At 66.8% G+C, this 12,584-nt stretch carries 12 protein-coding genes; 6 read left to right on the forward strand and 6 right to left on the reverse strand.

The features are described 5' to 3' along the window. Positions 1-94: 94 nt before the first annotated feature. Together HJG45_RS26840 and HJG45_RS26845 are read right to left on the reverse strand one after the other, a co-directional pair. Positions 95-427 carry a hypothetical protein gene (locus tag HJG45_RS26840; protein ID WP_207803088.1) on the reverse strand — a complete coding sequence of 111 codons (333 nt, stop codon included), beginning with the start codon at positions 425-427 and terminating at the stop codon, positions 95-97. An 8-nt stretch (positions 428-435) separates the two neighbouring features. After that, positions 436-1,542: an L-dopachrome tautomerase-related protein gene (locus HJG45_RS26845; protein WP_171616916.1), complete on the reverse strand. Its 1,107-nt coding sequence runs from the start codon at positions 1,540-1,542 to the stop codon at positions 436-438. Positions 1,543-1,688: 146 nt separating this feature from the next. On the opposite strand from HJG45_RS26845, the gene HJG45_RS26850 reads away from it, so the two are divergent. Beyond that, a protein-coding gene (locus HJG45_RS26850; protein WP_111472909.1) for an IS630 family transposase occupies positions 1,689-2,635 on the forward strand; the annotation gives its coding sequence in 2 pieces (ribosomal slippage) (positions 1,689-2,028 and positions 2,028-2,635; 948 coding nt in all). Between the two features lie 32 nt (positions 2,636-2,667). On the opposite strand, the gene HJG45_RS26855 is transcribed toward HJG45_RS26850, so the two are convergent. Next, complete coding sequence (locus tag HJG45_RS26855; protein ID WP_171616918.1) at positions 2,668-4,020, reverse strand: transposase; 1,353 nt, start codon at positions 4,018-4,020, stop codon at positions 2,668-2,670. 131 nt (positions 4,021-4,151) lie between these two features. Beyond that, positions 4,152-4,904 carry an IS6 family transposase gene (locus HJG45_RS26860; protein ID WP_408902040.1) on the reverse strand — a complete coding sequence of 251 codons (753 nt, stop codon included), beginning with the start codon at positions 4,902-4,904 and terminating at the stop codon, positions 4,152-4,154. A gap of 211 nt (positions 4,905-5,115) precedes the next feature. Here HJG45_RS26860 and HJG45_RS26865 point away from each other — a divergent pair, with 211 nt between their 5' ends. Genes HJG45_RS26865 through HJG45_RS26885 form a run of 5 tightly spaced genes read left to right on the forward strand, consistent with a single transcriptional unit; the run spans position 5,116 to position 10,516 of the window. Further along, positions 5,116-5,889, forward strand: coding sequence for a carboxymuconolactone decarboxylase family protein (locus tag HJG45_RS26865; protein WP_171616920.1), 774 nt, complete (start codon positions 5,116-5,118; stop codon positions 5,887-5,889). A 26-nt stretch (positions 5,890-5,915) separates the two neighbouring features. Continuing rightward, positions 5,916-7,118, forward strand: a complete 1,203-nt coding sequence (locus tag HJG45_RS26870; protein WP_171616922.1) for an ABC transporter substrate-binding protein — start codon at positions 5,916-5,918, stop codon at positions 7,116-7,118. A 2-nt stretch (positions 7,119-7,120) separates the two neighbouring features. Further along, positions 7,121-8,011: a branched-chain amino acid ABC transporter permease gene (locus HJG45_RS26875; protein ID WP_171616924.1), complete on the forward strand. Its 891-nt coding sequence runs from the start codon at positions 7,121-7,123 to the stop codon at positions 8,009-8,011. Between the two features lie 59 nt (positions 8,012-8,070). Then, a complete protein-coding gene (locus HJG45_RS26880) occupies positions 8,071-9,813 on the forward strand; it encodes an ABC transporter permease subunit (RefSeq protein ID WP_368040685.1) in 1,743 nt (580 codons plus the stop codon). Beyond that, the gene (locus HJG45_RS26885; protein WP_171616928.1) at positions 9,806-10,516 is read left to right on the forward strand and encodes an ABC transporter ATP-binding protein; all 711 of its coding nucleotides are present in this window, start codon (positions 9,806-9,808) and stop codon (positions 10,514-10,516) included. The genes HJG45_RS26880 and HJG45_RS26885 overlap by 8 nt, the downstream gene beginning before the upstream one ends. Positions 10,517-10,566: 50 nt before the next feature. On the opposite strand, the gene HJG45_RS26890 is transcribed toward HJG45_RS26885, so the two are convergent. Both HJG45_RS26890 and HJG45_RS26895 read right to left on the reverse strand, forming a co-directional pair. Next, positions 10,567-11,328 carry an enoyl-CoA hydratase/isomerase family protein gene (locus HJG45_RS26890; protein WP_217363055.1) on the reverse strand — a complete coding sequence of 254 codons (762 nt, stop codon included), beginning with the start codon at positions 11,326-11,328 and terminating at the stop codon, positions 10,567-10,569. After that, positions 11,325-12,575 (reverse strand): iron-containing alcohol dehydrogenase, encoded by a 1,251-nt coding sequence (locus tag HJG45_RS26895; RefSeq protein ID WP_254452829.1) that lies wholly within the window; start codon positions 12,573-12,575, stop codon positions 11,325-11,327. The genes HJG45_RS26890 and HJG45_RS26895 overlap by 4 nt, the downstream gene beginning before the upstream one ends. Positions 12,576-12,584 lie beyond the last annotated feature (9 nt).

Raw genomic sequence — 12,584 nt, forward strand, 5'->3', positions numbered from 1 at the left:
CCTCAACCTGGCGCAGCTTCGCCACAATCTCCTCGGGCGTGTGGGCCTTCTTCCTCGCCATCCCCGAACCTCCCCCCGCAGTCGCCAGGCTACATCACCGGCGGACCACTTCTACGGGGGCAGGCCAGTGTGTCGACACGCGATCGCCCAGCGTCTCGCCCGGCCCCTGCGCAAAGCGGATCGCGACTTCGTAGGTGCCCGGCTCGGCGAACAACCCCTGCGCCAGCTCCGGCGGAAGGTCGTCGGCGATCGTCAGCGTGCCGACAACGCAGGCCGAACTCTTGGCATGGCTGGCGCGCACGGCATGCTGCTCACGCTTCTCGACCACCTCGCTCTGCTGGGTCATCCCCTGGATGATGCCATCGATCGTCGCCTGCTCGTCTGGTTCGAGCGTCTCGATGTCGTCGCGGTAGCGCAGGTAGGTCATGGCGATCCTCAACGGGTAGGAGCGAACGAGAACAGCTCGGTGCGGATCGACGGCGGGGCACCCGGCGTGAACCACTGCGTGTCCTGGATGTGGCTCGCGGTGACGTAGATCGTCCCGTCGGGACCTTCGGCGAACGTATCGGGCCAGCGTAGCCGCTTATCCGTCAAGACGATCTCCGTCCCGGACCCGGCGAGCCGCCTGATCGAATAATCGGTCGGCGAGGTAATGTAGAGCGTCCCAGCCTTGCTCATCCACAGCCCATCCGCGACAGCGGTGGTGGCAACGGTCTGCACCGCGCCACTGCGCTCTCGCTCGCTGACGTCGGGGCGCAGCTTGTCGGTGGCGATCGAATAGAGCGTCTTCCCGGTCAGCGCCTGCCAGTAGAGCGTCTTCCCGTCATTCGAGATCGCAATGCCGTCGGACGCGAACGTAGGCTGCCGCCCATCGGGGCGGACAAGCGGCTTGCCCTCGATGGCGACGGTGACGCTCTTGTCGATTTGAGTCGACGGATGTCCATCAAGCGCTCGGAAGCTCTTTCCGTCCTCCAAGTCGACGACGATGATTGCGCCGCGCGTGCCGCTGTCGGTGATGTAGCCGGTCCGGCCATCGGGCGAGAACCGGATATCGTTGAGGTAGGTGCCCTGCAGCGCAACGTCGCCGGGCACCGCGATGACCTTGGTCACCTTATTCGTCTTCAGGTCGATGCGGACGAGCTTCGGCGCGCCCTCCAGGATCTTCTCGTTGCCGGGCGCGCCGGGATCGAGCACCCACAAGTTGCCGTGGCCGTCCGGCACGATCGACTGGACGCAGACGAAAAACTCGCCGACCGGCATCTCGTTCGCCCTGGCGTTGCGCCAGCTGTTCCACTTGACGTCGGGGTAGGGCCGGAGCGCGCCGTCGGCCATCACCTCGGCAACCGATATGGGCGCGTCGTCGGTCCAGCGTGGGAAGTTGACGAAGCGGCGCCCGTCGGCAGTGACGGCGACGCCGGTGACCTGGTGGTCGAACCGCGCCACCTGGGTCAGTGCGGCGCTGCGTCCACTCTGGGCGTAGGCGGCGCCCGTCAGCGCTGTCGTGAGGACACTCAGCCCGATCAGAATATTGCGCTTCCGCATCTGCCGCTCCCGTTCACCGGACGCGACGCGCGGCGGTTCGCTGACCAACGGACGAGCGCTAGAGCGGTTTCCGGTCTGACTGAATCGCTTGTGATCCACGGGGACGTGGGGAGGTGATTCAGTATCCCTGGCGAGGGAGGCCGGGCATGTCGAAGGCGTTGTCGGTGGATTTGCGGGAGCGGGTGGTGTCAGCGATCGCGGCCGGTGCGTCCTGCCGGGCGGCGGCGACCCGCTTCGGGGTGAGCGCGTCGAGCGCGATCCGCTGGGCAACGCTGGCGCGGGAGGCGGGCTCGGTCGCACCAGGGCCACTGGGCGGAGACCGCCGGACGGCACGGATCGAGGGGCATGCCCCGCTGATCCTGGGCTTGGTCGAGCGGACTTCCGACATCACGCTGAAGGAGATCCAGGCCGAACTGGCCAAGGCGGGCGTGTCGGCCGGGATCGGCACGCTGTGGCGCTTCTTCGACCGGCGCCGGATGACGTGGAAAAAAAGACGGCCCATGCCGCGGAGCAGGACCGGCCGGACATCCTGAGGCGGCGCTGGGCGTGGTTCGACGACCAGATCGACCTCGATCCCGCCAAGCTGGTCTTTATCGACGAGACCTGGGCCTCGACGAACATGGCCCGTACCCGCGGCCGGGCACCCCGGGGCGAGCGCCTGCGGGCCGGCATCCCGCACGGGCACTGGAAGACCACCACCTTCGTTGCCGGCTTGCGCAACACCGGCATGGTCGCCCCCATGGTCCTCGACGGCCCGATCAACGGCCGCGCCTTCCAGGCCTATGTCGACCAGGTCCTCGTGCCCGAGCTGCGGCCCTGCGACGTCGTCATCATGGACAACCTCGGCAGCCACAAGGGCGCGGGCGTCAGGGCTTCCATCGAGGCCGCAGGCACGAGCCTGCTCTACCTCCCGCCCTACAGCCCCGATTTCAATCCCATCGAGAACGCCTTCTCCAAGCTCAAGGCGCTGCTCCGCAAAGCCGCTGAGCGCACCGTCGAAGGACTTTGGGACACCATCGGCCGCTTTATCCCAAGCTTCACCCCAGCCGAGTGCACCAACTACTTCGCCGCAGCCGGGTATGACCCAGACTGATGGGAAAACGCTCTTAGCTCGAGTTTGGCCATTTAGGCAGCATGGCAGAGGGCGTAGGCGATGCCTTCGCGGAGGGCTGGCGGGAGTTTTGCCGCATCGACGGATTGCCGGGACACGACGAAACCCTGTTCGCTCCAGATCTCCCGCCGTACGGCGGCAAGGCTGTCGGCAAAGGTTGGTCGTTGCTTGTGGTACCAGGCGCTGGCCGAGACCTGGATCCGGGTACGGCTGTCGAGGCGCGACGCCAGCAGGGTGACGATCGAGAACAGGCCGAGCAGGCATGGTGTCGTGCGGGCGATGGCCTTGTCCGACCACTGCCGCTGGGTCTCGACGCCGAGGTGGTCGCGCACCTCACGGAAGGTGACCTCGAGCTGCCAGCGCTGGACGAACCAGCGGATGATCTGCAGCGGCTCCTGTGCCAGATCGGTGCAGAGCAGGGCCTGCGGATTGAAGCGCCGGCAGGGGTCGCGCAGCAGCACCCAGCGGATCGGCACCACTGGCATGCCGGCATGGCGCCAGACGGCGGTGTCGGAGCAGATCTCCACCACGCGGTCGCCCTCGCCATACCAGCCGGGCACGGTGACGCGCTGCCACCCGGTGGTCTGGTCGACCAGCACCTCGGCCAGGGTTGGCAGGCGTGCGCCCTTGGTCGGTGGCCGCCCGACAGCACCGGGCCGGCGTGGTGGCGCCGGCTGGTACAGGGCAGCGTCAAGACGCAGTCGGGTGACACAGGTGACCTCCTGGCGGAACAGCGCGGCCAGGAATTCGAGGGCGGAGAAGCCGCTGTCGGTGACCAGCACCAGCTGCCGCTCCGGCATCCAGCGACGGGCCTGGAGAACCAGTTGTCGGCCCCAGTCGGTGAGCTTCTTGTGGTGCCGCCCGCGTTCGCGGCAGTAACGCTCCGAGGGGGCAAGCGCCGTCAGGAAAGGCAAGGCCCAGACCCGCCCGACCCAAGGAATGGAGACCAACAGCATGAGGCTGAGCCAGCGCAGGCCGCTCGCCTTGACGAAATGCCCGTGGCTGGAGCGGACTGGATCCCGATAGATCCCCTTGGCGCTGATCCGCTTGCCGCGGCGACGCTCGATCGTGTCGTCAAGACCGAGGAGGACCGGACCTGCCGGCACGAAGGCGTTCAGCAGCAAGCCAAGCAACACCATCGCCGCCGCTCTCCCACTCCAGGCAGCGCGGTTCAGTACGCGATGGTAGTTGACGAACCGCCGCTCCCGGCTGAGCCCGGCAATCCGAAGAATGCTGCTCACCGTGCGCCGGCCCGGCGCCAGGATCGCTCCGACCAGCAACACCTCAGCGTGCTGCCAGCTCCGTTGAAAAAAGAGCGGTGCGAAGCATAGGATCACCGCGGCGAAGCGGGCCGGCAGGGTCAGCATGGGGGCGGTCCTCTGGCCAAGACGCCACCAGCTTATTCGCTTACCCGCTCCGCCGCCTCACCCCGGAATGGCCAAACTGGTTCTGTTGCAAAGTCTGTGGTGGGCTGGGACTGGTCCTGGCGGCATGCAAATCAGGCAGCGACGTCAAACAGCTCGACGACAAAGGTCGCTTGGGCTCGGATATCGCGTCCGCCAACCCTCCGCACCTGCCCCTTCCTCATCATCGCCATCACCTCGTAGCCTGTCAGAGTTCGTCGCGCCGTCCAGAAGCTGCCGAAGCCGAGCTCCGGTCTGGTCAGGCGCTTTATGCGCCGATGGTCCTGCTCCACTATGTTATTGAGGTACTTGATCTGGCGTAGCCGGGAGCGTCGCCACAACTCACCGCCTGCCTTCATCTCCGCCACCGCGCGTGGGTAGGCCGGATTCTTATCCACCGTGACAGTGCGCGAGTTTACCGTGTGCGGCTGCCCCAGCGCCTTTCCGAAGAAGCGCTTCGCCGCTGCGGTGTCCCGCCTGGCCGAAAGCATGAAGTCGATGGTTTGACCACGGCTGTCCACCGCGCGGTACAGGTAGGTCCAGCGGCCCTTAACCTTCACATAGGTTTCGTCGACCCGCCACGAGCCATCGCTTGGATACAGGTGGGGCCGGATCCGCTTCTCCAGCTCCGGTGCATAGGCCTGGATCCAGCGGAAGATCGTGGTGTGCGCGATGTTGACGCCGCGGTCTTGCAGCATGAGCTCGAGATCGCGGTAGCTGATCGGGAACATCAGGTACCAGCGGACCGCCCAAAGGATCACCTCGGCGGTAACTGCCGGCCCTTGAAGCTCAGATCCGCCCGAACTTTTGCCAGCCGCCCTTTTGCCATGCCCTAGCTTGGCCGCGATCCCGCCAGACCACAAACATGCAACAGAACCTTTGTTGGCGAAGCACCCACCCGGCGCTTTCTCGCCGGCGCAGGGTGCGGGGCCCGCTGCGCCCAGCGCCATCGCCATGTGGCGCGACGACGCTTTTCAATCCCAGTGCAATGCCGCATGCTTCCGGCCGGTCGAGGCGCGGCATACGTGTCCAGGGCTCAGAGGGGGGGAACGACCGGCCATGAGCGAGCTCTCGCCACGCCAGCGTGCGCTGAAGGAGGCGTTCACCGAGGCACGCAGCTACTGGAGCCCGGTCTGGGACCAGGTGCTCGCCCTCGATCCCGACTTTTTTGAAGTCTATCTGAATTTCTCCGCTGTGCCCTGGCGGAATGGCGTGCTGGAGCCGAAGGTCCGCGAGTTCATCTACATCGCTATCGACGCTTCGACGACTCATCTGCACGCCGCGGGCACCCGCACGCACATGCGCAACGCGCTGCGCCTCGGCGCCACCCGCCAGGAGATCATGGAGGTGCTCCAACTCATCTCCGTGCTCGGCATCCACAGCGTGACGGAGGGTGTGCCCATCCTGGTGGAGGAGATGGCTGCCGCCGGGCGCGGCGCGGAGCTGCCACAGCCCGGTGCGGGCGGCGAGCGCGAGGCGCGGCTGAGGGCGGAGTTCACCGCCAGGCGCGGCTACTGGAGTGAGCTGTGGGACCATGTCCTCGCGCTCTCGCCTGACTTCTTCGAAGCCTACATGCACTTCTCCTCGGTACCCTGGCGCCATGGCATGCTGGAGCCGAAGGTAAAGGAGTTCATCTACATCGCCATCGATGCCGCAACGACGCACCTCTACGCGCCCGGCACACGCGTGCACATCCGCAATGCCATCCGCCTCGGCGCGACGCGGCAGGAGATCATGGAGGTGCTGGAGCTCACCAGCGTGCTCGGCATCCACAGCACCACGCATGGCGTGCCGATCCTGCTGGAGGAGTTGCAGGCGACTGGCAAATCCTGACGGCGAAGCGTAGGGGGAAACCAAGCATGAAGATCAACCGCAGGAGCCTGGCTCTGGGTGCCGCCGGGTTGACGCTGCCCGGCCTGGTCCGGGCGCAGTCCGGCACCATCAAATTCGGCTTCACCGCCGCGCTCACCGGCCCGTTCAACGAATTCGGCGAGGGCATCAATCGCGGCGCACAGATCGCGGTGGAGGAATGCAACAAGGCTGGCGGCATTAATGGCCGCATGGTGGAACTGGCCGAGGTACTGGACGACCAGCTGGTGCCGGATCGCGCGGTGCAGAACCTGCGCCGCATCCTCGACAACCGGGAGATCGTCGGGTTGATGTGCCCCTCGGGCTCTGGTCCCACCTTGGCAACCGCCGACATGATCCAGGCCGACGGCCGGCCAATCATCAACCCGCAGGCGCAGACGCCCACCATCATTTACCCTAATGGTCCGGACAAGCCGCCGCGGCCCAACCTGTTTTCCATCTCTATCGGCAATTTGGTGGAGTCCGAGAAACTGGCGGCGGCCCTGTCGGAGTTTACCCGCATCGGCATCTTGCATGAGAGCACCGGTTACGGCGTGACCGGCGCCGACCTAGTGCGGCGGGAGATTATGCGGCGCAAGCCGGCCGCGCGGGTGACTGTGGAAAGCTACAACCAGCGCGCCCAGGACATGACCGCCCAGCTGGTCCGCGTGCAGCGCGCCAATGCCGAGGCGATGCTGGTCATCGGGCTGGGCGCCGACTTCGCGGTGATCCGCCGTAACATGAGCCGGCTAAACATCAATCTCGCGCTGTTCGGCGCCGCCGGCGCGGTGACAGTGCCGTATATTGAAGGTGCCGGCGACTTGGTGGCGGGTACCCGTGCGGTGAACCATGCCGCCTTTGGGCGCCGCCCGATGCATGGCGCGGCGCAAAAATTCGCCGATCTCTACCGTGCGAAGTTTGGCACCGATCGCTGGTACGGTCCCGACGCCGCTAATCCGCTCATCTCACTCGCCGGCACCGTGGGCAGCGGCTATGACTGCATCAACCTGCTGATCGACGCGATCCGTCGTATCAGCTCCACCGCCGCCGCCGACGTGGTCCGTGCCCTGGACCAGACCAAGGATTATGAAGGCGCCACGATCAGCCGCATCAGCTTCTCCCCGCAGAACCACGTGGCGCTGAAGCTGGAGGATCTCGGCACCTACGAAATGCTGAAGCGCGGCGACCGTGTGGTGCTGGAGCTCCGTGACTAGAGATGGATGACTTCTTCTTCTCGCTGCTGCTGGCCGGGATCAGCGTGGGCGCGGTCTATGCGCTCATCGCGCTCGGCCTGAACCTCACCTTCTGGACGACGAAGACACTGAATTTCGGCCAGGGCTCGCTGATGATGCTTTGCGCCATGCTCACCGTTTTCATCTCCAGCCAGGGCGTTGCCATCACACTGGCGGTGGTGGGCAGCCTCGCCGTCGTCGCGGCGCTCGGCATGTTCATCGAGCGCTGGACGGTGCGCCCCTCACTGCAGTCCAGCGGCGGCAGCATGGGCTGGGTGGTCTCGACCCTCGGCTTTGGCATCTTTCTGCAAGGCATGGCGGCGAAGTGTTTCGGCTCCCAGGCGGTGGCCTTCCCCGACGTGGTGTTCAACGCGCAGGATTTCGTCACCCTGTTCGGGCAGTACATCTCCCTGCAGTACCTGGTGGTGCTGGCGGTCGCCGTCGCGCTGATCCTGGCCTTTGAGCTCTTCATCCGCCGCACCGTCTGGGGCCAGGCAGTGCACGCCGTCTCGCTCGACCCGGAGCTGGCGCTGGTGCAGGGCATTCCGGTGCGGCGCCTGATCCTCGGCTCCTTTATGCTCTCCTCGATCCTGGCGGGGGTGGCTGGGGTGCTGATCGCCCAGATCGGCGGTACGGTAGACCCCGCCTTTGGCTTCGACCTGGTGCTGCTCGGCTTCGTCGCCGCGGTGCTGGGCGGCATGGGTAGCTCGCTCGGCGCGCTGGCTGGCGGGCTGCTGGTGGGGGTGATCAGCAAGCTGGTGGGCGGCTACGTTTCCACCGCGGCGGAACACGGCATCGCCTTTGCGTTATTGATGCTGGCGCTGGCCGTACGGCCACAAGGATTGTTTGGTCGGCCGGAGGTCAGCAAGGCATGAATGCTCTGCGATCGCGGCTGAGCGCAGTCGTCGCAGACTGGCGTGTGCAGGTGGCGCTGGTGCTGGCGCTGCTGCTGGCGGCGCCGCTGCTCTCCCCCGGCACCTTGCAGATCGCCAGCTTCGTGTTGGTGGCCGCAATCTTCGCCCAGAGCATCAACCTGCTCACCGGCCTCGCCGGACAGATCTCGCTCGGCCATGCTGGCTTCTTCGGCATCGGCGCCTATTGCACCGGCATCCTGGTGAAGACTCATGAGCTAGACGTCACGCTCGGCGTGCCGGCGGCGGTGCTGCTGGCGGGGTTGACTGGCTGGCTGCTGTCCTTTCCCGCAAACCGGGTGCGCGACGTCTACTTGGCGATGATGACGCTCGGCTTCGGCATGGTGTTCTTCGAAGTAGTTCGAGAATGGAATGAGCTGACCGGCGGCACCATGGGCCTGCCCGGCGTGCCTTCGGCGGCGCTGCGCACGCTCACGATTCTGGGCGTTAAGGTTGATGGGCTTCGCTACTTCCAGCTTGTCCTACTCGTAACCGCCGGGGTCATTCTGCTGGTGCGCAACCTGACGCAATCGCGCATCGGCCGTGCCTTCTACGCCATCCAGGTCAGTGAGGTCGCAGCCGGCAGCATCGGCATCCCGGCCGGCCGCACCAAGCAGCTGGCCTATGCGCTCTCGGGCGCACTGGCGGGGCTGGCGGGGGCGCTCTATGCCCATCTGGTCGGCTATCTCGGCCCGGAGAGCTTCGCCCTGCCGCGCTCTATCGAGGTGCTGGTCATTGCCATCGTCGGGGGCCTCGGCTCCATCGCGGGGCAGGTGCTGAGTGCTGTGCTGTTCACCTTCCTGCCCGAACGGCTGCAGGTCTTCGCCGAATGGCAATTCATCGCCTATGGGCTGATCCTCACCTTCTCCCTATTGGTGCTGCCGCGTGGCATCGGCGGCCTGCTGTTCGACGCACCGCGCTTTATCAAGGCGCGCGCCCTGACCCGCGCCGCTAGGCTGCGCGCCGATGCGACGGCGCTGCGCCCGGACGTTGGCGGCACCGCGCTGGAAGCCAAGGGCATCACCATGCGCTTCGGCGGATTGGTGGCAGTGGATGACGTCTCGCTGCGGCTGGAGCCGGGGCGGATCACCGCACTGATCGGCCCCAACGGCTCGGGCAAGAGCACGTTCGTCAACGTCGTCACCGGCATCTACCGGCCGGCCGCAGGGCAGGTGAGCTTCGGCGGCCGCGACATCACCGGCCTGCCCGATCACCAGGTGGCCACGGCCGGCGTGGTGCGCACTTTCCAAGACCCGCGCCTGGTGCCGCATTTCACGGTGCGGGAGAACCTGCTGCTCGGCGCGCACCGCCAGCTGCGCCACAGCGGCCTCGCCGCCACGCTGGCCCTGCCCGGCGCCATCGCTGAGGAAGCCGCGCAACTGGCGCTGGTGGAGGCCGTGCTGGCGCTGTCGGACCTCACCGAGGTGGCAGACCGGCCGATCGACACCCTGCCGTATGGAACCCGCCGCATGGCCGAGGTGGGCCGCGCCCTGCTCGCCCGCCCACGTGTCATCCTGCTCGACGAACCCGCGGCGGGGCTGTCCGAGACGGAGATGGACCGGCTCGCGCAGTTGATCCGCGACATGAGGGCGATGGGCATCGCCATCCTGCTCATCGACCATCACATGGATTTCCTGGCGGAGCTGGTGGACGAGGTGGTGGTGCTGGACAGCGGCCGGATGATCTACCACGGTGACATCGTCGGCATGCGCAGCGACGCGCAGGTGATAGCCGCCTATCTCGGCGACGAGGCCGCCCATGCTTGAGTTGCGCGATCTCTCGGTGCACTACGGCGCGGTGCGGGCTCTGGAAGGCGTCTCGCTCCAGGCCGCACCGGGTGGCATCACCGCCATTCTCGGTGCCAATGGCGCAGGCAAGTCGTCATTGATGCGGGCGGTCTCCGGCATCGCACCCGTGGTCGCCGGCCAGGTGCTGCTGGATGGCCAGGACATCACCGCCCTGCCACCGCCGGCACGGGCGCGGCTCGGCGTGGCGCACGCCATGGAGGGCCGCCGGCTGTTCCGCCAGCTCACAGTGGAGGACAACCTAAGGCTGGCCTGGAGCTTCGGTGCCCGCCGCGAGAAGCTGGCTGCATCCCTGGCCGAGGTCTATGCCCGCTTCCCTATCCTGGAGACCAAGGCGCGCACCGCCGCCGGGCTGCTTTCGGGCGGGCAGCAGCAGATGTTGATCCTGTCCTGTACCACCATTCGCAACCCGCGCTTCCTGCTGCTGGATGAGCCTTCGCTCGGCCTAGCGCCGATCATCGTCCAGCAGATCTACGGCTTCATCACTGACTACGCTGCAAAGAGCGGCATCGTCGTCGTCATCGCCGAGCAGATGGCGGCACTGGCGCTGAAGGTCTCGCGCCAGGGGATGGTGCTGCGGCGCGGCCGGGTGGTGCTGGCCGGCGCTGGCGAGGAACTGCTACGCGGCCGGGACGGCACCACGCTGGCCGCCAGTTACCTGTAAAGGACCGCACCCGACCGGCGGCGGCAGGTGACGCGCCGCCCCCGGCGGGGCTATTCCGGCTGATCCATCAGCGCCAAGCCCTCCATGGCCAGGCCGTAGCCCAGCAGATCCTGCATGCGCTTCCGCAGATGCTCGGTGAACATCAGCCTTGTGTAGCGTAGCAGCAGCGTTGGCTTCTGCGTCAGCAGGCGGGCGTGTTCCCATGCCCGGTCCAGGACCTGTGCCTGAGGCAACACCTCGTTCACCAGGCCGAGGGCAAGCGCCTCCTGGGCGCTCAGCGTCTGACCGGTCAGCAGGAAGTAGCGGCCACGGTTCATCCCCATCAGCAGTGGCATGAGGATGTGCATGCCGTCCCCCGGCAGCATGCCCGACATGAAATGCGCCGAGTCCTGAAACTGCGCTGTCTCGGAGGCCAGAACGATATCCGACAGCAGCGGGATCTCGCAATGCCGCCAAGCCGGACCGTTGATGGCGGCGATCACCGGTACCTCGATGTTCAGCAGGTTCATCAGCAGCGCGCGGCCTTCCCAGTGGACTCGGTCATAGGCCGCAGCGGTGATGCCTTGGGCTAACGAGCGCGTCGCGGCCGTGGTGCGGAGGCCGGAGAACTCCTCGCCCGTGCCGGTCAGGATCACCACGCGATTGTCGCGGTCACGCCCCACCTCGGCGAAGGCGTCGGGTAGCTCGCCATGCGGCACCAAGCCCCAGCGCAGCGGGCCGTCGTCGGTGTGAAGGCGCATCTCCAGGATGCCATCCTCGCGCCGCATCCTGAGGCACGAGAACTTGTCGCGGTAAGTCTCAAGTCGGCTCACGCCGCGAGCTCCAGGATTTCCATGACCTGCGCCGGCCCTTCGATGGGGCGCGGGTTGCGCGGCACCCAGGGTGTGGCCATGGCGCGCTCGGCGATGCGGGGGAAGGCGTCCCGCCCAATGCCGACCGCGTCCAGGCTGCGCGGCATGCCAAGCCCGGCGATCAGGGCGTGCAGCGCCTCCGACGCTTCGCCGCCCGGGTGGCCCATGGCGGCAGCCACCCTCGCCTGGCGTTCCGCATTGGCCGCACGGTTCCAGCGCATTACCGCTGGCAGCATGATGCAGGAGGTGTGCCCATGCGGGATGTCGAAAGCGGCGCCCAGGACGTAACCGATACCATGGCTGGCGCCCATCGGCACGCCGGTAGCTAGCGGCGCCATGGACAGCCAGGAACCCAGCTGGCAATCCATCCTTGCGTCGAGGTCACTCGGGTCCGCCTTCACCCGCGGCAGGCCGGAGGCGAGCAGTCCCAGACCGTGCAGCGCCTGCGCATCGGCATAGGGCTGCGCCTCTGCGGAGCAGATCCCCTCGACGCAATGATCCACTGCGCGGATGCCGGTGGAGAGGAAAAGCCATTCCGGCGTCGCCAGTGTCATCGCCGGGTCGAGCACTACGGCGGCGGGGATGGTCCCGGGGTTATGGAACACTTCCTTCACCCGGCTGCGCTCATCCGTGACGCCAGCAAAGGCACTAAACTCGCCGGCCGAAAGGGTGGTGGGCACCGCCACTTGGCGCAGCCTCGGTGCCTGCGGCAGCGGGCCGCCAGGGCGCAGCCGGTCCATCGCCTCGGTGCTGTCGATGTCATTGGCGAGACAGAGCTGCACCGCCTTCGCCGCATCGGTGAGGGAGCCGCCCCCAACCGTGACGACCAGATCGGCGGTCGCCTCGCGCGCCATGCGGGTGGCGTCCAGCACGGCGCCGCGGGGCGAGTGCGCCGGCATGCCCTGGTATTGCGCCGCGAACCGGTGACCGAGTGCATCACGGATGCGCGCAACATGGTCGGTGTCCCGCGCGAGGGTGGCGCTTGCCATTACCAGGACGCGCGTGGCGCCCAGGCGCGCAGCCTGTTCAGCTACTGCCTGAGCCGCAGGCCGGCCGAATACCACCTCCCCCATCTGGCTGAACACCACGCGCCCGTTCCGGGTCATCGGCATTTCCTCCGTTGGCTGAGATAAGCATATCAACCTTCGCAGCACCTGCACCATGCCGTACTCGCTTACGAGCAGCAGCATGATGGCGCCGAGAACCATCCCCATCCG

Origin of the sequence: Roseicella sp. DB1501 (assembly GCF_013112485.1) — a bacterium.
GTDB lineage: Bacteria > Pseudomonadota > Alphaproteobacteria > Acetobacterales > Acetobacteraceae > Paracraurococcus.

Coding starts and splice junctions, on each gene's coding strand:
- HJG45_RS26840 (WP_207803088.1), bottom strand. CDS start 427: ATGACCTACCTGCGCTACCGCGACGACATCGAGACGCTCGAACCAGAC.
- HJG45_RS26845 (WP_171616916.1), bottom strand. CDS start 1,542: ATGCGGAAGCGCAATATTCTGATCGGGCTGAGTGTCCTCACGACAGCG.
- HJG45_RS26855 (WP_171616918.1), bottom strand. CDS start 4,020: ATGCTGACCCTGCCGGCCCGCTTCGCCGCGGTGATCCTATGCTTCGCA.
- HJG45_RS26865 (WP_171616920.1), top strand. CDS start 5,116: ATGAGCGAGCTCTCGCCACGCCAGCGTGCGCTGAAGGAGGCGTTCACC.
- HJG45_RS26870 (WP_171616922.1), top strand. CDS start 5,916: ATGAAGATCAACCGCAGGAGCCTGGCTCTGGGTGCCGCCGGGTTGACG.
- HJG45_RS26875 (WP_171616924.1), top strand. CDS start 7,121: ATGGATGACTTCTTCTTCTCGCTGCTGCTGGCCGGGATCAGCGTGGGC.
- HJG45_RS26885 (WP_171616928.1), top strand. CDS start 9,806: ATGCTTGAGTTGCGCGATCTCTCGGTGCACTACGGCGCGGTGCGGGCT.
- HJG45_RS26895 (WP_254452829.1), bottom strand. CDS start 12,575: ATGGTTCTCGGCGCCATCATGCTGCTGCTCGTAAGCGAGTACGGCATG.